We start from the raw sequence: 23224 nt of genomic DNA on the forward strand, positions 1-23224 counted from the left end.
GGTGCCGCCCACGGAGCCCGCCCCGCTGCGGATCGGGAACGCGTCCGGCTTCTACGGCGACCGCTTCGACGCCGTGCGCGAGATGCTCACCGGCGGTGAACTGGACGTCCTCACCGGGGACTACCTGGCCGAACTGACCATGCTCATCCTCGGCAGGGACCGGATGAAGGACCCCCGCCTCGGGTACGCCCGGACCTTCCTGCGCCAGTTGGAGGAGGGCCTCGGGCTGGCGCACGAGCGCGGCGTGCGGATCGTCGCCAACGCGGGCGGGCTCAACCCGTCCGGTCTCGCCGACGCCGTGCGCGAGCTCGCCGCCCGGGTCGGCGTCCCCGTGCGCGTCGCCCATGTCGAGGGCGACGACCTCACCGAGCGCTTCCCCGGCGCGCTGGCCGCCAACGCCTATCTCGGCGGGGGCGGGATCGCCGCCTGTCTGGCGGAGGGAGCGGACGTCGTCGTCACCGGCCGGGTCACCGACGCCGCGCTCGTCACCGGGCCCGCGCAGTGGCACTTCGGCTGGGGGCCCGAGGACCGCGACGCCCTCGCCGGCGCCGTCGTCGCCGGCCACGTCCTGGAGTGCGGCACGCAGGCGACGGGCGGCAACTATGCCTTCTTCGCCGACGGACGGTACGCCGGCCGGGACCTGCGCCGCCCCGGGTTCCCCCTCGCCGAACTGCACGCCGACGGCAGCAGCGTCATCACCAAGCACCCCGGCACCGGCGGTTTCGTGGACACCGGGACGGTCACCGCCCAGCTGCTGTACGAGACGGGCGGGGCGCGCTACGCGGGCCCCGACGTCACGGCGCGCCTGGACTCCGTACGGCTCACCCAGGAGGGCCCGGACCGGGTCCGGGTCTCGGGCGTGCGCGGCGAGGCGCCGCCGCCGGACCTGAAGACCGGACTCAACCGCCTCGGCGGCTGGCGCAACGAGGTGGTGTTCGTCCTGACCGGGCTCGACATCGACGCCAAGGCGCGGCTGGTGCGCGAGCAGATCGAGGACGCCTTCGGCCGCGCCGGGTCCCGCCCGACGGAGGTCCGCTGGGAACTGGCCCGCACCGACCGGCCGGACGCCGCCACCGAGGAGACCGCGAGCGCGCTGCTGCGGCTGGTCGTGCGCGACCGCGACGCGGAGGCCGTCGGCCGGGTCGTCAGCGGAGCGGCCGTCGAGACGGCCCTCGGCGGCTACCCGGGCTTCCATGTGACCGCCCCGCCCGGGAAGGGCGCGCCCTACGGGGTGTTCGAGGCGGCGTACGTGGACGCCGGGTCGGTCGCGCACACCGCCGTGCTCGACGACGGGCGGCGGCTGCCGGTCCCGGCGGCCCCGCACTCCCGCGTCCTGGAGCCCGTTCCGGACCCGCCGCTGCCCGAGCCGCCGCCGGCCGGCGCGAGGACCCGCCGCGCCCCCCTCGGCCTGGTCGCGGGTGCCCGGAGCGGCGACAAGGGCGGCGACGCGAACATCGGGGTGTGGGTCCGTGACGACGACGCGTGGCGCTGGCTGGCGCACGAGCTGACCGTGGAGCGGCTGCGCGAGCTCCTGCCGGAGACCGCGGAGCTGCCCGTCGTACGCCATGTCCTGCCGAACCTGCGGGCGCTGAACTTCACCGTCGAGGGCCTGCTGGGCGAGGGCGTCGCCGCCCGGGCCCGCTTCGATCCGCAGGCGAAGGGCCTGGGGGAGTGGCTGCGGTCCCGGCACGTGGACGTCCCGGAAAGCCTGCTGTGACCCGTGCCCCCTCTCGCGCCGCCCGGCGCGCCCCCGCCCCCTCGGCCCCGAGCGGGCCGGCCACCGCCGCGTCGTGCCGGGCCACCGGACCGTTCCCACCGGGCGCCGCCCGGCGCGCCCCGTCCGCGTACCGCAGCCCGCACCGGAGGTGACCCCGTGACCGTCCTCGCCAGCGCGTCCCCCGACCACACCGCCCAACGGGAGGCCATGCTCGCCCGACTCGACGCGCTCGGGGCCGAGCACGCCAAGGCCCTTGCCGGTGGCGGTGAGAAGTACACCGCACGGCACCGCAAGCGGGGCAAACTCCTGGCCCGGGAACGGATCGAGCTGCTCCTCGACGCCGACACCCCGTTCCTGGAACTGTCGCCGCTCGCCGCCTGGGGCAGCGACTACCCCGTCGGAGCGTCCGTCGTCACCGGCATCGGCACGGTCGAGGGCGTCGAGTGCCTGATCACCGCCAACGACCCGACCGTGCGCGGCGGCGCCAGCAACCCCTGGACGCTGAAGAAGATCCTCCGTGCGAACGAGATCGCGTCGGCCAACCGGCTGCCGTTGATCAGCCTCGTCGAGTCCGGTGGGGCGGACCTCCCGTCCCAGAAGGAGATCTTCATCCCGGGCGGGGCGCTCTTCCGCGACCTCACCCGGCTGTCCGCCGCCGGTATCCCCACGATCGCGGTGGTCTTCGGCAACTCCACCGCCGGTGGGGCGTACGTCCCCGGCATGTCCGACCACACCGTCATGATCAAGGAGCGGTCGAAGGTCTTCCTCGGCGGGCCGCCGCTGGTGAAGATGGCCACGGGTGAGGAGAGCGACGACGAGTCCCTCGGTGGCGCCGAGATGCACGCCCGGACGTCCGGACTCGCCGACCACTACGCCGTGGACGAGTACGACGCCGTCCGCCACGCCCGCCGGATCGTCGCACGCCTCAACCACCGCAAGGCGCACCCCGCTCCGGCGGCCCCGGCTGCACCGCCCGCGTACGACGAGGAGGAGCTCCTCGGCATCGTCCCCGAGGACCTGAAGACCCCGTTCGACCCGCGCGAGGTCATCGCCCGGATCGTCGACGGCTCCGACTTCGACGAGTTCAAGCCGCTGTACGGCCCGAGCCTGGTCACCGGCTGGGCTCGGCTCCACGGCCACCCCGTCGGCATCCTCGCCAACGCGCAGGGCGTGCTGTTCAGCGCCGAGTCGCAGAAGGCCGCCCAGTTCATCCAGCTGGCCAACCAGCGCGACATCCCGCTGGTCTTCCTGCACAACACCACCGGCTACATGGTCGGCAAGGAGTACGAGCAGGGCGGCATCATCAAGCACGGCGCCATGATGATCAACGCGGTCTCCAACTCGAAGGTCCCGCATCTGTCGGTGCTGATGGGCGCGTCGTACGGCGCCGGCCACTACGGGATGTGCGGCCGGGCGTACGACCCGCGCTTCCTCTTCGCCTGGCCCAGTGCCAAGTCCGCCGTGATGGGACCGCAGCAGCTCGCCGGCGTCCTCTCGATCGTCGCCCGCGCCTCGGCCGTCGCGAAGGGGCAGCCGTACGACGAGGAGGCCGATGCGGGGCTGCGCGCGATGGTCGAGCAGCAGATCGAGACGGAGTCGCTGCCGATGTTCCTCTCCGGGCGGCTCTACGACGACGGCGTCATCGACCCGCGCGACACCCGCACGGTGCTCGGCATGTGCCTGTCCGCCATCCACACGGCCCCGGTCGAAGGCGCGCGCGGCGGCTTCGGCGTCTTCAGGATGTGAGGCCCCGATGATCGAAACCCTGCTCGTCGCCAACCGCGGTGAGATCGCCTGCCGGGTGTTCCGCACCTGCCGGGAGCTCGGAATCGCGACGGTCGCCGTCTACGCCGACCCCGACGAGGGCGCGATGCACACCCGGGAGGCCGACGCGGCGGTACGGCTGCCGGGCGCCGCGCCCGCCGACACGTATCTGCGCGGCGACCTGATCGTGAAGGCGGCGCTCGCGGCCGGTGCGGACGCCGTCCACCCCGGCTACGGATTCCTTTCGGAGAACGCCGACTTCGCCCGGGAGGTCATCGGCGCGGGACTGACGTGGATCGGGCCGCCCCCGGAGGCCGTCGAGGCGATGGCGTCCAAGACCCGCGCCAAGGAGCTGATGGGGATCGCCCCGCTCGCGGCGGACGCGGTCACCGAGGACGATCTGCCCGTGCTGGTCAAGGCGGCGGCCGGCGGCGGCGGTCGCGGTATGCGTGTCGTCCGCGAACTGTCCGCGCTCCGCGACGAGTTGGCCGCCGCCCGGGCCGAGGCGCTGAGCGCCTTCGGGGACGGCGAGGTCTTCGTGGAGCCGTACGTCGAGGGCGGCCGTCACGTCGAGGTGCAGATCCTCGCCGACGCCCACGGCACGGTGTGGGCGCTGGGCACCCGGGACTGCTCGCTGCAGCGCCGCCACCAGAAGGTCGTCGAGGAGGCGCCCGCGCCGGGGCTGGGTCCCGAACTGACCTCCCGGCTGGAGGAGATGGCCGTCCGGGCGGCGCGGGCGACGGACTACCGGGGCGCCGGCACGGTCGAGTTCCTCGTGGTGGGCGACCGGGCGCACTTCCTCGAGATGAACACCCGGCTCCAGGTGGAACACCCGGTCACCGAGGCGGTGTTCGGGGTCGACCTGGTGGCCCTGCAGATCGCGGTCGCCGAGGGCGGCGCCCTGCCGCCCGCCCCGCCCGCCCCGCGCGGCCACGCCGTCGAGGCCCGGCTGTACGCCGAGGACCCGTCCCGCTCCTGGGCCCCGCAGACGGGTCGGCTCCACACCCTGTCCTTCCCGGCCCGCCGGTCGGTGGCCGGTGGGGACGGCACCGGGGAGCCGCGGCCGTGGACGCGGATCGACGCGGGGTACGGCGACGGCGACCGGATCGGGGTGCACTACGACGCGATGATCGCCAAGGTCGTCGTCTGGGCGCCCACCCGGCGGGAGGCCGTGCGCCGGCTCGCGGGCGATCTGGCGAGGGGCACGATCCACGGCCCTGTGACGAACCGGCGGCTGCTCGTGCGCTCCCTGCGGCACCCCGATTTCGTCGCCGCCCGGATGGACACCGGCTTCTACGACCGGCATCTGCCCGCGCTGACCGCGGCGGAGGACGGCGAGGAACTCGCCGCGCTCGCCGCGGCCCTGGCGGACGCCGCCGCCCGGCGGGCCGCCGGCGGCGCGGCCGGCACGACCGCACGCCTCGGCGGCTGGCGCAACCTCCCCTCGCAGCCCCAGGTGAAGCGCTACCGGGGCCGTGACACCGAGCACGAGATCCGCTACCGCGTCACCCGCCGGGGCACGCAGGCCGAGGGCTTCCCCGGAGTACGGGTCCGGCACGCCGCCCCGGACACCGTGCGGCTCGAGGTCGACGGTGTGGAACGCGAGTTCCGGGTCGCCGTCCACGAGGGCGACCGGATCCACGTCGACACCGCGACCTCGGCCCACACGCTCACCCGGCTGTCCCGCTTCCCCGACCCCACCGCCCAGCGCGAGCCCGGTTCCCTGCTCGCCCCCATGCCCGGCACGGTCGTCCGGGTCGCCGAGGGACTCGCCCCCGGCGCCGCGGTCACCGCCGGCCAGCCGCTCGTCTGGCTGGAGGCGATGAAGATGGAGCACCGCGTCACCGCTCCCGCCTCCGGCACCCTCACCGCGCTCCACGCCGCCCCCGGCCGCCAGGTCGAGGTCGGTGCCCTTCTCGCCGTCGTACAAGCCGCAGCACAGGAGGAGCACGCATCATGAGCACGATCATCGAAAGCGAAGAGCGCACGGCGCTGCGCGCCGCGGTCTCGGCCCTCGGGAAGCGGCACGGCCGCGACCACGACCGCGAGGCGCTATGGGCCGAGGCCGCCAAGCTCGGCTATCTCGGGGTCAACCTCCCGGAGGAGTACGGCGGCGGGGGCGGCGGCATGGCCGAGTTGTCCATCGTGCTCGAGGAGCTCGGCGCCGCCGGCTGCCCCCTGCTGATGATGGTGGTCTCGCCCGCCATCTGCGGCACCGTCATCGCCCGGTTCGGCACCGAGGAGCAGCGCCGCGCGTGGCTCCCGGGCCTCGCCGACGGCACCCGCACGATGGCGTTCGGCATCACCGAGCCGGACGCGGGTTCCAACTCGCACCGGATCACCACGACCGCGCGGCGCACGGAGGGCGGCTGGGTCCTGTCCGGCCGCAAGGTGTTCGTCTCCGGAGTCGACATCGCCGACGCGACGCTGATCGTGGGCCGCACCGAGGACGCACGGACGGGGAAGCTGAAGCCGTGCCTGTTCGTCGTCCCGCGGGACGCGCCCGGCTTCGGCCGCTCGCGGATCGACATGGAACTGCACGCGCAGGAGAAGCAGTTCGAGCTGGTCCTCGACGACGTGGAACTGCCGGAGGACGCGCTGGTCGGCGAGGAGGACGCCGGACTGCTCCAGCTGTTCGCCGGGCTCAACCCGGAGCGCATCATGACGGCCGCGTTCGCGATCGGCATGGGGCGCTACGCGCTGGCCCGCGCCGTGGAGTACGCGAAGGAGCGGCAGGTCTGGAAGGCGCCCATCGGTGCCCACCAGGCCATCGCACACCCCCTCGCCCAGGCGCACATCGAGCTGGAACTCGCCCGGCTGATGATGCAGAAGGCCGCGGCGCTGTACGACGCGGGCGACGACGCGGGCGCCGGCGAGGCCGCCAACATGGCCAAGTACGCGGCGGGAGAAGCCTGTGTGAGGGCCGTCGACCAGTCCGTCCACACCCTCGGCGGCAACGGGCTCACCCGCGAGTACGGTCTCGCGTCCCTGGTCACCGCCGCCCGGGTCGCCCGGATCGCCCCGGTGAGCCGCGAAATGGTGCTGAACTTCGTGTCCCACCAGTCCCTGGGTCTCCCCAAGTCGTACTGACAGGGGCGATTCTGGCGACCACGACACGACCGTGAAGGGGCTGCCATGGTGATGCACAGCGAGTACGCGGACGTCCCGTCCCTCTCCGTCCCGATCCACGAAGCCGTCCTGGGCCGGGCCGCCGGGTACGGTGACACCGTCGCCCTGATCGACGGGACCGGCGGCACGACGCTCACGTACGCCCAGCTCGACGCGTACCACCGCAGGCTCGCGGCGGCGTTCGCCGACGCGGGCGTCCGCAAGGGCGACGTGCTCGCCCTGCACAGCCCCAACACGATCGCCTACCCGACGGTCTTCTACGCCGCCACGCGCGCCGGGGCGTCCGTCACCACCGTCCATCCGCTCTCCACGGCGGAGGAGTTCGCCAAGCAGTTGCGCGACTCCTCCGCCCGCTGGATCGTCACCGTCTCCCCGCTGCTCGAAGCGGCGCGGCGCGCGGCGGAACTGGTCGGCGGGATCGAGGAGATCTTCGTCTGCGACCAGGCCGACGGCCACCGCTCGATCCTCTCCATGCTCGGCTCCACCGCCCCCGAACCCGATGTCGCCATCGACCCGGCGGAGGACGTCGCGGTCCTGCCGTACTCCTCCGGCACCACCGGCGTGCCCAAGGGCGTCATGCTCACCCACCGGTCCATCGCCACCAATCTGGCGCAGCTGGAACCGGTCATCCCCATGAAGCCCGGCGACCGCGTCCTCGCCGTGCTGCCGTTCTTCCACATCTACGGCCTCACCGCGCTGATGAACGCCCCGCTGCGCAACGGCGCGACCGTCGTCGTCCTGCCGCGGTTCGACCTCGACCGGTTCCTCGCCGCGATCGAGGAGCACCGGATCAACGCCCTGTACGTCGCCCCGCCGATCGTGCTGGCCCTGGCCAAGCACCCGGCGGTCGCCCGCTACGACCTGTCGTCGCTGGAGTACGTCGTCAGCGCCGCCGCCCCGCTCGACGCCGGGCTCGCCCGCGCCTGCTCGGAGCGGCTCGGTCTGCCGCCGGTGCTCCAGGCGTACGGCATGACGGAGCTGTCGCCCGGCACCCACGTCGTGCCGCTCGACGCCGAGAACCCGCCGCCCGGCGCCGTGGGCAAGCTGCTGCCCGGCACCGAGATGCGGATCCTGGCGCTCGACGACCCCGGCCGGGACGCCGCACCCGGGGAGGAGGGCGAGATCGCCATCCGCGGACCGCAGGTGATGAAGGGCTATCTGAACCGCCCCGACGCCACCGCCGCCATGATCGACGGCGACGGCTGGGTCCACACCGGCGACATCGGCCGGGTGGACGAGGACGGCTGGCTGTTCGTCGTCGACCGGGTCAAGGAACTCATCAAGTACAAGGGCTTCCAGGTCGCCCCGGCGGAGCTGGAGGCCCTGCTGCTCACCCACGAGGGGATCGCGGACGCCGCCGTGATCGGCGTGTACGACGACGACGGGAACGAGATACCCAAGGCGTACGTCGTGCGGCAGGCCGCCGCGCCCGATCTGACCGCCGAGGCCGTCCTCGCCCATGTCGCCGAGCGGGTGGCCCCGTACAAGAAGATCCGGCGCGTCGAGTTCATCGAGGGGGTGCCCCGGGCCGCCTCGGGGAAGATCCTCCGCCGCGAGCTGCGCGATCGGGAGACCCGGGAGTCCCGGGAGGAATCGGAGAAGGAGACCACGTGACATCCACCGGCACGGAGACCGTCAAGGCGGCGACAGCACACGGCATCACGACCCTGACGCTGGACTCGCCGGCGAACCGCAACGCCCTCTCGGCGCGGCTCGTCGGCGAGCTGGCCGACGCCGTGGCCGAGTGCGGGAAGGACCCCGCCGTACGGGCCGTCGTCCTGACCCACACCGGCGGCACCTTCAGCGCCGGCGCCGATCTGAAGGAGCCCCCGAACCCGTACACGTTCGTCGCGCTGCTCCGGCGGATCGTCGAACTGCCCAAGCCGGTGGTGGCCCGGGTGGACGGCCATGTACGGGCCGGAGGGCTCGGCCTCGTCGGCGCCTGCGACGTCGCCGCCGCGTCCGCCGCGTCCGACTTCGCTTTCACCGAGGTGCGGATCGGGGTGGCCCCCGCCGTGATCTCCCTGCCGCTGCTGCCGCGCCTGGAGCCCCGGGCGGCGGCCCGCTACTACCTCAGCGGGGAGCGCTTCGGCGCCGTGGAGGCGGCCCGCATGGGCCTGCTGACGGCCGTCGCCGAGGATGTCGACGAGGGCCTGGCTCCGGTCCTCGACGGCTTCCGCAAGGCTTCGCCGCAGGCCCTGGACGCGACGAAACAGCTGCTCACGGCTAGGGTGCGGGAGACCTTCGACCGCGACGCCGAGGACCTCGTCCAACGCTCGGCGTCGATCTTCGCCTCCGCGGAGGCGCGCGAGGGGATGACGGCCTTCCTCGAACGACGGGACCCCGCATGGGTGTTGTGACCTCCCCCGCCGGCTCCGCCAAGGAGCCCAAGCAGGACCGCAGCCGGGTCACCCGGCAGCGGCTGCTGGAGGCCGCGGTGGCCTGCCTCGCCGAACGCGGCTGGGCGGGCTCCACCGTCTCGGTGGTCGCCGAGCGGGCCGGGGTCTCGCGGGGCGCGGCACAGCACCACTTCCCGACGCGGGAGGACCTGTTCACGGCGGCCGTGGAGTACGTGGCCGAGGAGCGGTCCTCGGCCCTGCGGTCCCTTCCGGGGCAGAGCCGGGCGGCCGTCGTGGCCGCCCTGGTCGACCTCTACACCGGTCCGCTCTTCCGCGCCGCCCTCCATCTGTGGGTCGCGGCCTCCAACGAGGAGCAGCTGCGCGGCCGCGTCACCGAACTGGAGGCGCGGGTCGGTCGCGAGACCCACCGGATCGCGGTGGAGCTGCTCGGCGCGGACGAGACGGTGCCGGGCGTGCGCGAGACCGTCCAGGGCCTGCTCGACATGGCCCGCGGCCTGGGGCTCGCGAACCTGCTGACCGACGACGCGGTGCGGCGGAAGCGGGTCGTGGGGCAGTGGACGCGGTTGCTGGAGGAGACCCTGGAGTGAAACGTCGAGGCCACCCACGCCGGAACCAGCATTCCCCGGCTGAACTGGCTCCTCTCCCGCGTCAAGGTGGAGCCTGTCACCGAGGAGTCCGCGAAGGCCGCCGCACGGCTGCTCAAGGACACCGGACTGCACGGCCACAAGTACGCCGTCGACGCGACCGTAGCCGAGACGGCGCTGCGCCAGCCGGGCCCTGTCGTGATGATGACGTCCGACCTCGACGACATGGCCAGGCTCTGCGGCGACCGGATCCGGCTCCTGAGCGTCCGACCCGGCGTCGAGCGGTCTCCGGGCCCGCCGCCGGGCGCGGTGAGGATCCGCGGTCGGCCGGACGGGCGCGGCCCTCGGGCCCGTCCGAGGGCCGGAACCCCCGGCACGGGGGCCGCCCTCCGCGGTCGGCACGGTCGGGCGGGTGGGTCCCGCGATCCGGGGCCGGCCCGGGATACGGGGACCTTCCCCGGTCGCGCACCCACCGTTCGGCCCTGTGACCCGGGTCACGGCCGCTCGCCGGGCCCGCGTCGTACCCTTTTCCCATGCTTCCGCTCGTTCGCCGTCGCCACGTGGACTTCCTCCGCGTCACGAGCATGGGCTGTCGGGCTCACCTCCGCCCCACGCCCTGACTCCACCCCACCCGGCCCACCGGCCCCGCCCCACCCCGGCGGACGTCGGCGGCACACGCACCCGGTCATCACCGGGACCGGCGGCCGGGACACAGAACAGCGGACGCACCCATGTCTTCCTCGCAGCACCTCCCGCGGCACGCCTCGCGCGACCTCTCGCAGCTCCCGGTCATCGACCTCTCCGCGGCCGACCGCGGCCCCGCGGCCCGCGCCGACCTGCACGCCCGGCTCCACGGCGCCGCCCACGACGTCGGCTTCTTCCAGCTGGTCGGCCACGGCGTCACCGAGGCCGAGACCGACGCCCTGATGAGCGCCATGCGGGCGTTCTTCGCCCTGCCCGAGGCCGAGCGGCACGCCATAGACAACGTCAACTCGCCCCACTTCCGCGGCTACACGCGCATCGGCGACGAGCGCACCGGCGGCAGCCGCGACTGGCGCGACCAGCTCGACATCGGCGCCGAGCGGCCCGCGCACGTACCGGCGCCGGGCGAACCCGCCTACTGGTGGCTGGAGGGCCCCAACCAGTGGCCGGCCGCACTGCCCGAGCTGCGCACCGCCGCGCTCGGCTGGATCGAGCGGCTCAGCGCGGTCGCGCACCGGCTGCTCCACGAGCTCCTCGCGGCCATCGGCGCCCCGCCGGACTTCTACGACGACGTCTTCGGCGACCGGGCCCATCTGCACCTGAAGCTGGTCCGCTACCCCGGCAGCGCCGGCGACGGCGCCGACCAGGGCGTCGGCGCCCACAAGGACTACGGCTTCCTCACCCTGCTCCACCAGGACCGGATCGGCGGTCTCCAGGTGCAGCGGGAGGACGGCCTCTTCCACGACGTGCCGCCGCTGCCCGGCGCGTTCGTCGTCAACCTCGGCGAGCTCCTCGAGGTCGCCACCAACGGCTACCTCGTCGCCACCAACCACCGGGTGGTCAGCCCGCCCGGTGCCACCGAGCGCTTCTCCGTGCCGTTCTTCTTCAACCCGCGGCTCGACGCCCGGGTCGCCCCGCTGCCCTTCCCGCACGCGGCGGACGCGCCCGGCGTCACCACCGACCCGGCCAACCCGCTGTTCGCCGAGTACGGGCGCAACGAGCTCAAGGGCAAGCTGCGGGCGCATCCGCTGGTCGCCGCCCGCCACCACGCGGATCTCGTGGAACGGGCGGCCTGACCGCCGGCCCTTCGCGGGGCCCGGGCCGTCACCTGCCCGGCGCGCGCGTGGCGGCCCACCCCGCCGGCCCAGCTTCGCCAGGACCGGCCCGTCCGGACCGTCGCAGGCCCGGCCCCACCCGATCCCGACCGCTGCGACCCGGCCCCACCCGATCCCGACCGTCGCAGGCACCGGGCAGGGACCGTCCGACGGTCGTGCGCTACCGCGCGGCGATGTCTGCGGTGTCGGCGATGCCTGCGATATCCGCGTAACCCTCGATCGAGCGCGGGTCGCGCGGCCCCGGGCCGACGTAGCGGGCGGACGGCCGCACCAGACGGCCGGTGCGCTTCTGCTCCAGGATGTGCGCCGACCAGCCCGCCGTACGGGCGCAGCTGAACATCGACGTGAACATGTGCGCAGGGACCTCGGCGAAGTCCAGCATGATCGCCGCCCAGAACTCCACGTTCGTCGCCAGGACCCGGTCCGGGCGACGGTTGTGCAACTCCTCCAGCGCGGCCTTCTCCAGCGCCTCCGCGATCTCGTAGCGGGGCGCGCCCAACTCCTTCGCCGTCCTGCGCAGGACGCGGGCGCGCGGGTCCTCGGCCCGGTACACCCGGTGGCCGAAGCCCATCAGGCGCTCGCCCTTGTCCAGGGCCTTCCTGACGTACGCGGCCGCGTCCCCGGTGCGCTCGATCTCCTCGATCATGCCGAGCACCCGGGACGGGGCGCCGCCGTGCAGCGGACCCGACATGGCGCCGACGGCGCCGGACAGCGCGGCAGCCACATCGGCACCCGTCGAGGCGATGACCCGGGCGGTGAAGGTGGAGGCGTTCATTCCGTGCTCCGCGGCCGACGTCCAGTAGGCGTCGACGGCCTTCACGTGCTTGGGGTCCGGCTCGCCCCGCCAGCGGATCATGAACCGTTCGACGACCGACTCGGCCTTGTCGATCTCCCGCTGCGGCACCATCGGCAGACCCTGGCCGCGGGCACTCTGTGCCACGTACGAGAGCGCCATCACGGCGGCCCGGGCGAGGTCGTCGCGAGCCTGCGCCTCGTCGATGTCGAGGAGCGGCTTCAGGCCCCAGACGGGGGCGAGCATCGCGAGCGCCGACTGGACGTCGACGCGGATGTCACCGGAGTGGACCGGGATCGGGAACGGCTCGGCGGGCGGCAGACCGGGGTTGAACGCCCCGTCCACCAGCAGCCCCCACACGTTCCCGAAGGAGACGTGGCCGACGAGGTCCTCGATGTCGACACCGCGGTAGCGGAGCGCGCCGCCCTCCTTGTCGGGTTCGGCGATCTCCGTCTCGAACGCGACGACTCCCTCGAGTCCGGGTACGAAATCGGACATCAGGCGGCTCCTCAGGATGTGTGCGAGACAAGCTTCGGCCCGGGTGGGTCACCACCACGGTGATGCCCCGCGCGGCGCGTGGTCACCCGCTCCGCGTGGTAGGGAGGCCACAGCGGCCCAGCGCACGATTTTGGCCGGTTCCTCCGATGCGGGGAAGCGTGACATCCGGCACACTGCACCGATCCGGTCCGGGAGGATTGGCGGCACTCCGTGCCGGGAAGACTCGTCCGCGCTCCGAACGGGTGACGAAGGGCACCGCGGCACCCCGCCCCGGCCGCCGCGGCGCGGGCCCCGGAGGGCGGGGGACCACCTGTGGCGCGTGCGGCAGGATGACTCCGTGACCGACGCCCTCGACCCCGCCGCCATGCGCGAGCACTACCGCTCGACGCCGCTCGACGAGGCGGACCTGCCCGCCGATCCGATGGAGCAGTTCGTCCACTGGTTCAAGGACGCCGCGGCAGGCCGGCTCCACGAGCCGAACGCCATGGTCGTCTCCACGGCCACCCCCGACGGCCGGCCGTCCGCCCGGACCGTGCTGTTGAAGCACTTCGACGACCGCGGCTTCGTCTTCTACACGAACTACGCCTCGCGCAAGGGCCGCGAACTCGAGGCCAATCCGCACGTCTCGCTGCTGTTCCCCTGGCACCCACTGACCCGGCAGGTCATCGTCACCGGAACCGCGGCCCGGGTGGGCCGCGACGAGACGGCCGCGTACTTCCGCACCCGGCCCCACGGCTCCCAGCTCGGCGCCTGGGCCAGCCCCCAGTCCTCGGTGCTCACGTCCCGCGGGGAGCTGCTGCGGCGGTACGAGGAACTCGCCGACCGGTACCCGGCGGGTGAGCAGGTGCCGGTGCCGCCGGAGTGGGGCGGCTACCGGGTGACACCGGGGACCGTCGAGTTCTGGCAGGGCCACGAGAACCGGCTCCACGACCGCCTCCGCTACGTCCGTACCCCGGAGGGGCCCGTCGGCTGGCGGGTGGAGCGGCTGGCTCCGTGAACCGCGGGCGCGCCTGGCGGAGTGAGGTGCGCCCCGAGGCAGGGACCGGGAACGCAGAAACCCGCGGGCTCGGTTCCCTCCGAGGAGGAAGCCGGCCGGACGTACCGGCGAGCCCGCGGGTCGGTGACTGCTTGGATTTCGGCAGTGGCCCTGCCGAGGTGCACGAAGGTGCGACGACGGGCCGCTAGCCCGCAGCCACCTCTCGCGTCCGGAATGCCATCATGTTCCGAATCACCTCCCTTCTCGAGGCGTCCCACACTAGAAACCTCGCGAGGGCGACTCAACCCCTTTTTGCCCGGGCGACGATTTCCGGGAAATTGCTGTGTCCTGAGTCACGTTCCAGTTGAATGATCGGGGGTGCCGCTTTGCGGAGGGCGGCACGGACCGAGGACACGTCCTGCAGGGGGTGCCGGGATGAGTGCTTCCAAGAGCGAGGCCACCAGCGCGCTGGGACCGGACGAGCCGGAGCGGGACGGCCCCGGTTCCGATCTCCTCGCGGCGCTGCTGGACGGGATGGACGCCGCGCTGTGCGCGTTCGACGCGGACGGTGTGATCACCCACTGGAACCGGGAGGCCGAGCGGATCCTCGGCTGGTCGGCGGAGGAGGCCGTGGGACGGCGCGGTTTCGCCGGATGGGCCGTGCGGACCGCGGACGCGGACGACGTGCAGGGCCGGCTGATGGCCGCGATGACCGCACCGGGCCGCCAGGTCCACGAGTTCGCGCTGCTGCGCAAGGACGGCGGGCGGGTGCTCGTACGCACGCAGTCCGCCGGGGTGCGCGGTGCGGACGGCGGGCCTGCCGGGGTGTACTGCGCGTTCAGCGAGGTGCACGCCCAGATCGATCTGGAGCGGTCGATCGCCTTGAGCGAGGCGCTGTTCGAGGACGCGTCGTGGGGCGTCGTGCTGGTGGACGTGGACCTGCGGCCCGCCGTCGTGAACCGGCAGGCGGCCCGGATGCTGGGCTCCGCCGGGCGTACGACGGCGCTCGGGCGCCCGCTCGGGGAACTGGTCGTGCAGGGCGTCGAGGAGCTGGAGGGCGCACTGCACCACGTCCTCGCCGACGGTGCGCCCGGCGCGCTCGTCGAGCTGTGGCTGACGGTGCGCACCGACGAGGGCGAGCAGCGCAGGTGCTGGCGCAGCGGATTCCTCCGGCTGGCGTCGCCGCTCGCCGAGGAACCGGTGCCACTGGGCGTCGGCTGGCTGTTCCAGGACGTCACCCAGGCCAAGCTCGCGGAGCAGGAGGCGGACCGGCTGCGGTTCCGGTTCAGCCAGCTGCACCGGGCCGCCCGGGCGGCGGCCGAGTGCGAGGACCCTTTGGAGGCGGCGACGACGCGGCTCGACTTCGCCCTCGCCGGATTCGCCGACCACGCCCTCGTCGACGTGCTGTCGGAGGACGGCGAACGGCTGGTGCGGGCCGCGGCGACGCCGTCGGGGGCCCCGGGGCCGGTCGCGAGGGTGGCGGGCGCGGGCATCCCCCTCCGGTATCCGCAGGGCCACCCCGCACTCCAGGCGATGGACCGCGTCGGCTCCGTCCGTACCAGCACGGGGGGAGGACCGGACCGCACCGAGAGCTGGGCCGCGGAGCGCCAGTGGCCGCGAGACGCGGTGCACGCCCTGTCCACGGTGCTCCGCAGCCGCGGCCGCACGCTCGGTGTCGTCACCTTCCTGCGGTCCGCCAACCGCCCCCGCTTCGAACGCCCCGACGCGGAGTACGCGGAGAGCGTCGCGACGCACGTGGCGGCCGCACTGGACCTGGCCCGGGCGCGCGGCGGATAGTCCGCCACCGTCAGGACCGTCCGTTCGACCGGGACCGTCCGTTCGACCGGGGCGCGTGTTGGCCACCGACGCACGACCGGGGGCCTGTGTCCGTTCGAGCGGGGCGTGCCCTGCGCGACGGGGCGCGGCCCGTTCCGGGGTCCGCCGGGTGGCCGGTACCGGGACTGATCCGGCTCAGCGGCGGTAGAAGATCCGGTCCGCGTACTCGGCCATGACCCGGCCGTTCCACTCGTGTCCGCCGTCCACGTTCCCCGACCGCAGCAGGGGCGGCTCGATGCCGCGCTCTGCCAGTTCGCCGGCCGCGGCGGCGAGGGTCGCCTGCATCAGGGCGCTGGTGACGACCGTGGAGGCGGGCGCGAACGGGGCCGCGACGCCCTGCGCGGTCAGTTCGGCGTCACCGACCGCGATCTTGGAGTCGAGGACGATGTCGCAGTGGTCCTTGAGGAACGTGCCCGAGGCGTGCCGGGACTTCGTCTCCGCGGCGTACGCCACGGACGTCACCCCGATCACCTTCAGCCCGAGCGCCCGCGCGTTCAGGGCCATCTCGACGGGCAGGGCGTTGCGGCCGGAGAGGGAGACGACGACCAGCACGTCGCCGGCGCGGGCGGGGCTGGAGTCGAGTACGGCACCGGCGAGGCCGTCGACGCGCTCCAGCGCGGAGCCGAGGGTCGCGGGCATCACGTCGACACCGACGGCGCCGGGGACGGCGAGCAGGTTCATCAGTGCCAGGCCGCCCGCCCGGTAGACGACGTCCTGTGCGGCGAGCGAGGAGTGGCCCGCGCCGAAGGCGAACAGCCTCCCGCCCGAGGCGACGGTGTCCGCGATGGCCGCACCGGCCGCGGCGATGTGCGCCGCCTCCTCGTCGCGCACGCGTTCCAGCAGCCCGATCGCGGCGTCGAAGAACCGACCCGCCAGCTCGTTCTCGCCCATCGCGGTCGCTCCTTCTCGTCGTGTCGCGGATCACGTTGCGGTCTGGACCATTGCTCTGTCAATACGGGTTCCAGGCAGGCGTGGCCCGGTTGTCGGCCCCATGCGTCAGAATTGAGGCAGGGCCACCGCACGACTTCTTCGAGGGGCACGTATGTCCGGACTGATCGACACGACGGAGATGTATCTCCGCACCATCCTCGAGCTGGAAGAGGAAGGCGTGGTCCCGATGCGCGCACGCATCGCGGAACGGCTTGACCAGAGCGGGCCGACGGTCAGCCAGACCGTCGCGCGGATGGAGCGCGACGGGCTCGTGACGGTCGCGGGCGACCGTCACCTGGAGCTGACCGAGGAGGGCCGCCGGCTCGCCACCCGCGTGATGCGCAAGCACCGGCTCGCCGAGTGCCTCCTGGTCGATGTGATCGGCCTGGAGTGGGAGCAGGTCCACGCCGAGGCGTGCCGCTGGGAGCACGTGATGAGCGAGGCCGTGGAGCGGCGCGTGCTCGAGCTCCTGCGGCACCCGACCGAGTCGCCGTACGGCAACCCGATCCCGGGCCTGGAGGAGCTGGGCGAGAAGTCGGAGGCCGAGGCGTTCCTGGACGACGGCATGGTCAGCCTGGCCGACCTCGACGCCGGCACGGAGGCGAAGACGGTGGTGGTCCGGCGGATCGGGGAGCCGATCCAGACGGACGCCCAGCTGATGTACACGCTCCGCCGCGCCGGTGTGCAGCCCGGCTCGGTGGTGAGCGTGACCGAGTCGGCGGGCGGGGTGCTGGTGGGCAGCGGCGGTGAGGCCGCGGAGCTGAAGGCGGACGTCGCCTCGCACGTCTTCGTGGCGAAGCGCTGAGCCTCCGCTCCGCGCGCCCCCGTCGGTCGTCCGCCGGGGGCCACTGAGCACCGGCCCGCCGGTCCATCGGGCCTCGGGTCGTCCCGACGGGCCCCGGGCCCCACCGGTCGGCCGTCCGGCCCATCGGGCCCCCGCTGGTGGCGTTGCCGTCCCCAGTGCCCCGCGGGCCACGGGGACCTCGTCCGGCGCGTCCGTACCGTGCGTCCGCGGTACGGGCGCGCTTCGTCGTCCGGTGTGCGACCCGTGGCCGCCGCGCGACTCCTCCGCCCGCCGTGAGACCTCCTCCAGAACGCGCTTTCCGGCCGGAACGGCAGCGCCAGGGCGGTTTGCGTGCCACTCTGTGGCTGAGGCACATGACCGGGTCGGGCCGGGTCGGGCCGGGGGGTCGGCCCAGTCGCGGGGAGGGAGCGGATCATGTGGCTGTCGAACGCGGAGGGCCCCGGCGCCCTGCGGCACCGGGGCCTGTCCTCCCCTTCGCTGACCCGGAGCCCCGAGCTCCCAGGGTCAATCCCCTCGGACCGTTTTCCCCGAGCGGCCCGCCTCCCGCTGAAGATCTCCCCTCGGCGGCGCCCGTCAATCCTTGGGGGTGGTCACTCGAACGAGGGGTGTTGCTCGCCGGAAGCCGGTTTTCGAATGGAAGTTCGATAGCCTGGCCGAGCTCGATCGCTTCGGAGAGCCCGGAGATCCACGGGGCCAGAAGGGGGTGCCAGGACCATGGTGCGGCGCATCGACGTGACCGGTACGGCCGGTGTTCGGCTCGCGGCCTGGGAGTTCGCCGACCCGCCCAAGGGGCGCGGCGAGACGGACCGCGTCCCGGGCGTCTTACTCCTCCACGGGCTGATGGGCCGGGCCTCGCACTGGGCCCGCACCGCCCGCTGGCTGTCCGAGCGGCACCGTGCGGTCGCCCTCGACCAGCGCGGGCACGGCCGCAGCGAGCGGCCCGCCGACGGAGCGTTCACCCGCGAGGCGTACGTGGCGGACGCGGCGGCCGCGGTGGAGCGACTGGGCCTGGCGCCGGCGATCCTCGTCGGCCACTCCATGGGTGCCCTGACCGCCTGGCAGCTCGCCGCCGAGCGTCCCGACCTCGTGCGGGCCCTGGTCATCTGCGACATGCGCGCCTCCGCGCTCGGGGCGGCCTCCCAGCGGGAGTGGGAGGACTGGTTCCGCTCGTGGCCCGTGCCCTTCGCGACACTGGCGGACGTGCGCAAGTGGTTCGGCGAGGACGACCCCTGGTTGGAGCGTCCGAGCCCGTCTCGGGGCGAGTTCTTCGTCGAGGTGATGGCCGAACGGGCGGACGGCTGGCGGCCCGTCTTCTCCCGCCGCCAGATGCTGCGGTCCCGGGCGACCTGGGTGCACGACGCGCACTGGGACTCGCTCGCCCAGGTCACGTGCCCGACGCTCGTGGTCCGCGGGCTCGACGGTGAACTGGGTCGTGCGGAGGCCCAGGAGATGGTCCGGGTCCTGTCTCGCGGGCAGTACGCGGAGGTGGCGGATGCCGGCCATCTCGTCCACTACGACCAGCCGGAGGCCTGGCGCGCGGTCGTCGAGCCCTTCCTCGACGGCGTCCTGACGGCGTGAGGGTCTGACGGGCGGTGCACATCGGCCCCGCCCGGGACCGGGTGGCCGGGGAGGAGGCCATCCACTCCATGGGGGTGCCGGCGTGTCGCGCCGGCGGTGCGACGGACCGGGACCGCCGTCGTATCGCCCCGGTCCGCCGCGTCTGAGGGGGCCTCAGAAGGCGAATACGGCAGATCCGTTCATGCTCTCCCGCATCTCGCACGCGTTGCCGTACGTGGCCGACCAGTCGACGCGCTTGCCCTCCCAGACCCCGGTGGCGGTGATCGTGACCGGGTCCCACTGCCGGGTGCAGGGGCGCTCTGACGTGCCGGTCAGCAGGGCGAACTCGCCGTCCACCGCGTTCAGTTCACCGCAGGCCGCGCGGGCGGACGGGTGGGTGCCGCCCGGCGCCGGGGCGCAGTTCAGCGTGACCGCGCGCTCGACGGTCGCCGTCGCGGCGGCTTCGCCCCTGCCGACCGCCAGCACCAGGGCGGACGGCGCGTAGAGCCCCGTGTGACCGGCGGCATCGGCGTGCGCGGTGCCCGCGGCCAGACCGCTGAGCACGAGCGCCGCGGCGGAGGCCGTCGCGCCGAGTGTGTGGACGATGTAACGCATGAGTGAACCCCTTTGACGGTGTGTGCGGTTGCGGTCGGGAGTCTTGCTGATGCGTACAGTGATCGCACATCCATCACCTGTTTCCGGCCGCATACGTTCAAGGTGTGCCGACCGAATGGCCGTTCGGGCAGCTCGGGAGGGGTGTGCGAGGTGGGTGATCCGTTGTCCGGTATATGGACAGCTGAGGGTGGTCCAACGCGGAACAAAAGCCTGGCCTGCGGTGATACAAAAATGGTTTCGTCTTTGAATACCGCCGCATCGTGCGCTTCGGCCGGAATCCTGCGCCTGTCGTGGGGTCACGTCCCGGGTGCTCGCCGTGTTCCGCCGTACGCCTTCGTATACGGCGAAGGGCCGGCGCCGGAGTGATGCGAACTCCGTTGCCGGCCCGTCGTCGTGAGGCCATGCGTTCTGCACGCGACCTCCACAAGCGGAGGATCAGCCGATGGGTTTCCTGACCTCCTCGCGCACCTTCAGCGTGTTCGCGGCCGCCGTCCGGAGGTCCAGCGACTCGGGGCTCGTCGTCGCGGCCTCGGGGGTCACCTCGGCGACGGAGCCGTTGGTGTTCCCGTCCGCCCAGGCGCACATGGGGAAGGAGCTCTTCCCGCCGGTGGACGCGGCGGTCAGGACCTGGCAGGTGACGGTGACGTCGGAGCCGGGCACCTCGATGTCCTTCGGCGGCACGGCGATCGTCGCGCCCTCCGACTGGGCGGCGCCCTTCAGCATGCTCTCCCGGGCGTCGTCCGGGTCCTTGATCTGTCCGTAGAGGGCCGAGAGGACCAGAACCCCGGCCTTCTTCGCGTCGGTGGACGCGTACTGGCCCACGACGCCCTTCGGGTCACGGATGTTGGCCTCGCTCGCGCCTGCCAGCGCGGAGTCGCCCTGCTCGGAGAGGTCCTGGGCCAGCGTGTACTCGCCGCCCAGCAGCGTCTTGGGGAGGGTCACCTTGTGCGTGGCCTCCGGGAAGGAGGCGGAGCCGCCGCCCCGGTTTCCCGCCCACGCGAGCACCGCGACGGCCACGGCGACCGACACCCCGATGATCGCGGCCTTCGGACCGGACCAGAACTTCTTCGGCGGCGCGGGCGGGGGAGCCCAGCCGCCCTGCTGCGGGAAGGGCGGCGGCGGGCCGTACGGGCCTCCCTGGGGCGGGCCGTACGGACCTCCCTGCTGTGGCGGAGGACCGTAGGGGCCCGGCTGTCCCGGACCGTGGGGACCCGGCTGTCCGGAGCCGTACGGCCCCGGATGCGGGGGGCCGTAAGGGCCCGGCTGCGGCTGCGCCGCGCCCTGGGCCGGTGACGGATACCCCGGGTACTGCGGTTGTCCCTGGGGCGGAGGAGGCATGGACATGATCCGTACCGTACGTCATGGCCCACGGCGCCCGGCGTGCGGTACGGATCAGACCGCGGTCATCCCTTGCTGACGGCCGTCAGGATCTCCGGCAGCCGTGCGGCCGTCTGAGGGGCCGCCACCCGCAGCCCGCCCCAGGCCACCGCCGCGCCGTACACGGCACCCAGCGGCAGCAGAATCCATATCGCCGACTCGGCGTTCGCGGCGTTCAGCCAGATCGTCAGCGCGATCAACGGGGAGCACAGCAGCGCCGAGGCGATCATCCCGCCGAAGATGGAGATCCACGCGAGCCCGCCCTGCCCCGGCGCCACGTTCTTGTAGGCGCTGTCCTGCGGGATCGAGTACGGGAAACGCGCCGAGGCCACCGCGCCGGTCGCCATCATCGCGCCGAGCAGCCCCAGCGCGATCCCCAGCGCCTCCGGCAGCGCGCGCCAGTCGCCCAGCACGGCGGCCGTGGCGACCGTCACCAGCATCGTGTACGGCAGGGTGATCAGCAGCAACGCCAGTGCACGGGCACGCAGTTCGAGGTAGGCGTCGTGGGGTGAGGCGATCGTCTGCGCGACCATCCAGAACGCCGACGTGTCCTGGCCGAACTGGTTGTACATCTGGATGCCGAGCATCCCCGACGCGAAGCACGCGAAGTAGATCGAGCCGGTCCCCTGGAGGGCGTTGAACAGCGGCACGATCAGCCCGATCACCAGCGCCGTCACCCACGCGGTCTTCGTCTTCGGGTCACGCCAGACGTAGCGGAGGCTGCGCTGCATGACCGTGCCCGTGCGCCCGCCCGGCAGCAGCCGGTGCAGGCCCGTGGACGTGTGCCGCCCGGTCGGCTCCGAGGCCGCCGCGAGGGTCGAGCCGTCCGGGGCGGTCATCAGACGCGTCAGACTGCGCTGCCATCCGTACAGCAGGGCGGCCAGGGCGGCGCCGGACAGCGCGAGTTGCGTCGCCGCCGACCCGTAAGCCCCGGCGCTCGCGGAGTCGACGGCGCCGAGCGCCGACGCGGGCGGGATCCAGCGGACCACGGCCGCCGCCGGGTCCAGCGCGGTGAGCCCACCGGCCTGGCCGAGGCGCTGCACACCGAAGTTCACGAACTGGATCCCGACCGCGATCACCAGACCGCTCAGCACGGCCAGGTCGCGGCCCTTGCGGCTGGTCAGCAGGCGGATGTTGGCGGCGGCGACCGCCCGCGCCAGCGCCACGCACACCAGCACCGCCAGCGGCACGGCGACCACCGCGGCCACCACCCCGGCTGCCCCGTGCGCCAGGGCCAGCGCGGCGCCGACCACCAGGCAGAGCGTGAACAGCGGCCCGATGCCCACCAGCGACGCCACCAGCAGCGCCGACACCATCGGGCCCGGCCGCAGCGGCAGCATCACCAGCCGGGTCGGGTCCAGCGTCTCGTCACCGCTCGGGAAGAACAGCGGGAGGAACGCCCAGCCCAGCGCCAGCACCGCCACCAGCAGCACCACCAGGGAGGCCGCGTGCGCGGTGCCGCGCAGCAGGACGAAGCCGATGAACTGGCCTGCGGCGACCAGCAGCGCCAGTACGGCCGAGGTGACGAACGCGGCCGTGCGGCCGGACGACTGCCGCAGCCCGTTGGCCAGCAGCGACATTTTGAGCCGTACGAACACCGACATGAGCGAGGGCGCCGGGCCGGGCGTCGTGGCCGTCACCGGGCACCGCCGCCGAGCCAGTCCAGCGCGTCGCCGGTGTCCCGCCCGTTGGCACCGACCAACTCCAGGAAGGCGTCCTGCAGGGACCGCGCCGAACCGCGGACCTCCGCGAGAGGGCCGTGCGCCCTGATCCGGCCGGCGGCCATCACCGCGACCCAGTCGCACAGCGATTCCACCAGCTCCATGACGTGGCTGGAGAAGACGACGGTCGCCCCGGACGCGGTGTACCGCTCCAGAACCCCGCGGATGGTCTGTGCGGACACCGGGTCGACGCCCTCGAACGGCTCGTCCAGGAAGAGCACCTGCGGGTTGTGCAGCAGTGCCGCCGCCAGGCCGATCTTCTTGCGCATACCGGTCGAGTAGTCGACGACCAGCTTGTGCCGGGCGCCCGCGAGATCCAGCACGTCCAGCAGCTGGGCGGCCCGCTTGTCCACCTCCTCGCCGGGGAGTCCCCGCAACCGGCCGGTGTAGGAGAGGAGTTCACCGCCCGACAGCCGCTCGAACAACCGCAGGCCCTCGGGCAGGACACCGATCCGGGACTTGACCTCGGCCGGATCCCTCCAGACGTCGTGGCCGGCGACCTCGATGCGTCCCTGGTCGGGGCGGAGGAGCCCGGTGACCATCGACAGCGTCGTGGTCTTGCCGGCGCCGTTGGGTCCGACCAGGCCGATGAACTTTCCCGCGGGCAGCGTGAGATCCACGCCGGCGACCGCGATCTGTTCGCCGAACCGCTTCCAGAGACCCTCCACCCGGACGGCGGGAGGTGCCTCCCCGGGCGCGCCGCCCGCCGTGTCCACCGTCCGGTCCGATGCCTGGTCGGGCATGT

18 protein-coding genes and 1 pseudogene are annotated in these 23224 nt (G+C 73.4%); 13 read left to right on the forward strand and 6 right to left on the reverse strand.

From position 1 onward, the window contains the following. Position 1 precedes the first annotated feature (1 nt). From O7595_RS18610 to O7595_RS18650, 9 genes and pseudogenes are all read left to right on the forward strand, one after another. Complete coding sequence (locus O7595_RS18610; protein WP_269729778.1) at positions 2-1717, forward strand: acyclic terpene utilization AtuA family protein; 1716 nt, start codon at positions 2-4, stop codon at positions 1715-1717. Between the two features lie 207 nt (positions 1718-1924). Then, complete coding sequence (locus O7595_RS18615; protein WP_443071840.1) at positions 1925-3463, forward strand: acyl-CoA carboxylase subunit beta; 1539 nt, start codon at positions 1925-1927, stop codon at positions 3461-3463. 7 nt (positions 3464-3470) lie between these two features. Continuing rightward, the gene (locus tag O7595_RS18620) at positions 3471-5441 is read left to right on the forward strand and encodes an ATP-binding protein (RefSeq protein WP_269729780.1); all 1971 of its coding nucleotides are present in this window, start codon (positions 3471-3473) and stop codon (positions 5439-5441) included. Continuing rightward, on the forward strand, positions 5438-6571 hold the full coding sequence (locus O7595_RS18625) for an acyl-CoA dehydrogenase family protein (RefSeq protein WP_269729781.1): 1134 nt from the start codon (positions 5438-5440) through the stop codon (positions 6569-6571). Before O7595_RS18620 ends, O7595_RS18625 begins: the two co-directional genes overlap by 4 nt. 45 nt (positions 6572-6616) lie before the next feature. Next, positions 6617-8224 (forward strand): 4-coumarate--CoA ligase family protein, encoded by a 1608-nt coding sequence (locus tag O7595_RS18630; RefSeq protein WP_269729782.1) that lies wholly within the window; start codon positions 6617-6619, stop codon positions 8222-8224. Beyond that, positions 8221-8970, forward strand: coding sequence for an enoyl-CoA hydratase family protein (locus O7595_RS18635; protein WP_269729783.1), 750 nt, complete (start codon positions 8221-8223; stop codon positions 8968-8970). Before O7595_RS18630 ends, O7595_RS18635 begins: the two co-directional genes overlap by 4 nt. Beyond that, positions 8958-9557 (forward strand): TetR/AcrR family transcriptional regulator, encoded by a 600-nt coding sequence (locus O7595_RS18640; protein WP_269729784.1) that lies wholly within the window; start codon positions 8958-8960, stop codon positions 9555-9557. Before O7595_RS18635 ends, O7595_RS18640 begins: the two co-directional genes overlap by 13 nt. A gap of 3 nt (positions 9558-9560) precedes the next feature. Next, positions 9561-9821 (forward strand): annotated as a pseudogene (locus O7595_RS18645) (DNA-binding protein); the annotation flags it as partial. A 464-nt stretch (positions 9822-10285) separates the two neighbouring features. After that, a complete protein-coding gene (locus O7595_RS18650) occupies positions 10286-11332 on the forward strand; it encodes an isopenicillin N synthase family dioxygenase (RefSeq protein WP_269729785.1) in 1047 nt (348 codons plus the stop codon). Positions 11333-11531: 199 nt separating this feature from the next. Here the strand turns inward: O7595_RS18650 and O7595_RS18655 are convergent, their stop codons facing one another. Beyond that, complete coding sequence (locus tag O7595_RS18655; RefSeq protein WP_269729786.1) at positions 11532-12662, reverse strand: citrate synthase 2; 1131 nt, start codon at positions 12660-12662, stop codon at positions 11532-11534. 337 nt (positions 12663-12999) lie between these two features. Between O7595_RS18655 and pdxH the strand changes: the two genes are divergently transcribed. Then, positions 13000-13659 carry a pyridoxamine 5'-phosphate oxidase gene (pdxH, locus tag O7595_RS18660; RefSeq protein WP_269729787.1) on the forward strand — a complete coding sequence of 220 codons (660 nt, stop codon included), beginning with the start codon at positions 13000-13002 and terminating at the stop codon, positions 13657-13659. Between the two features lie 414 nt (positions 13660-14073). Then, positions 14074-15435 (forward strand): PAS domain-containing protein, encoded by a 1362-nt coding sequence (locus O7595_RS18665; RefSeq protein WP_269729788.1) that lies wholly within the window; start codon positions 14074-14076, stop codon positions 15433-15435. A 174-nt stretch (positions 15436-15609) separates the two neighbouring features. On the opposite strand, the gene O7595_RS18670 is transcribed toward O7595_RS18665, so the two are convergent. Further along, the gene (locus O7595_RS18670; RefSeq protein WP_269729789.1) at positions 15610-16365 is read right to left on the reverse strand and encodes an SIS domain-containing protein; all 756 of its coding nucleotides are present in this window, start codon (positions 16363-16365) and stop codon (positions 15610-15612) included. A gap of 151 nt (positions 16366-16516) precedes the next feature. Here O7595_RS18670 and O7595_RS18675 point away from each other — a divergent pair, with 151 nt between their 5' ends. Then, positions 16517-17209, forward strand: coding sequence for a metal-dependent transcriptional regulator (locus tag O7595_RS18675; RefSeq protein ID WP_138054614.1), 693 nt, complete (start codon positions 16517-16519; stop codon positions 17207-17209). A gap of 714 nt (positions 17210-17923) precedes the next feature. Then, positions 17924-18787 carry an alpha/beta fold hydrolase gene (locus O7595_RS18680; protein WP_269729790.1) on the forward strand — a complete coding sequence of 288 codons (864 nt, stop codon included), beginning with the start codon at positions 17924-17926 and terminating at the stop codon, positions 18785-18787. Between the two features lie 153 nt (positions 18788-18940). On the opposite strand, the gene O7595_RS18685 is transcribed toward O7595_RS18680, so the two are convergent. The 4 genes from O7595_RS18685 to O7595_RS18700 form a co-directional block, all read right to left on the reverse strand. Then, positions 18941-19381 carry a subtilase-type protease inhibitor gene (locus tag O7595_RS18685; protein WP_269729791.1) on the reverse strand — a complete coding sequence of 147 codons (441 nt, stop codon included), beginning with the start codon at positions 19379-19381 and terminating at the stop codon, positions 18941-18943. A gap of 435 nt (positions 19382-19816) precedes the next feature. After that, complete coding sequence (locus tag O7595_RS18690) at positions 19817-20725, reverse strand: hypothetical protein (protein WP_269729792.1); 909 nt, start codon at positions 20723-20725, stop codon at positions 19817-19819. Positions 20726-20784: 59 nt separating this feature from the next. Further along, positions 20785-22362, reverse strand: a complete 1578-nt coding sequence (locus O7595_RS18695) for a transporter (protein WP_269732533.1) — start codon at positions 22360-22362, stop codon at positions 20785-20787. A gap of 32 nt (positions 22363-22394) precedes the next feature. Continuing rightward, complete coding sequence (locus O7595_RS18700; RefSeq protein WP_269729793.1) at positions 22395-23222, reverse strand: ABC transporter ATP-binding protein; 828 nt, start codon at positions 23220-23222, stop codon at positions 22395-22397. Between the last annotated feature and the right edge of the window lie 2 nt (positions 23223-23224).

Source organism: Streptomyces sp. WMMC940, from assembly GCF_027460265.1.
GTDB lineage: Bacteria > Actinomycetota > Actinomycetes > Streptomycetales > Streptomycetaceae > Streptomyces.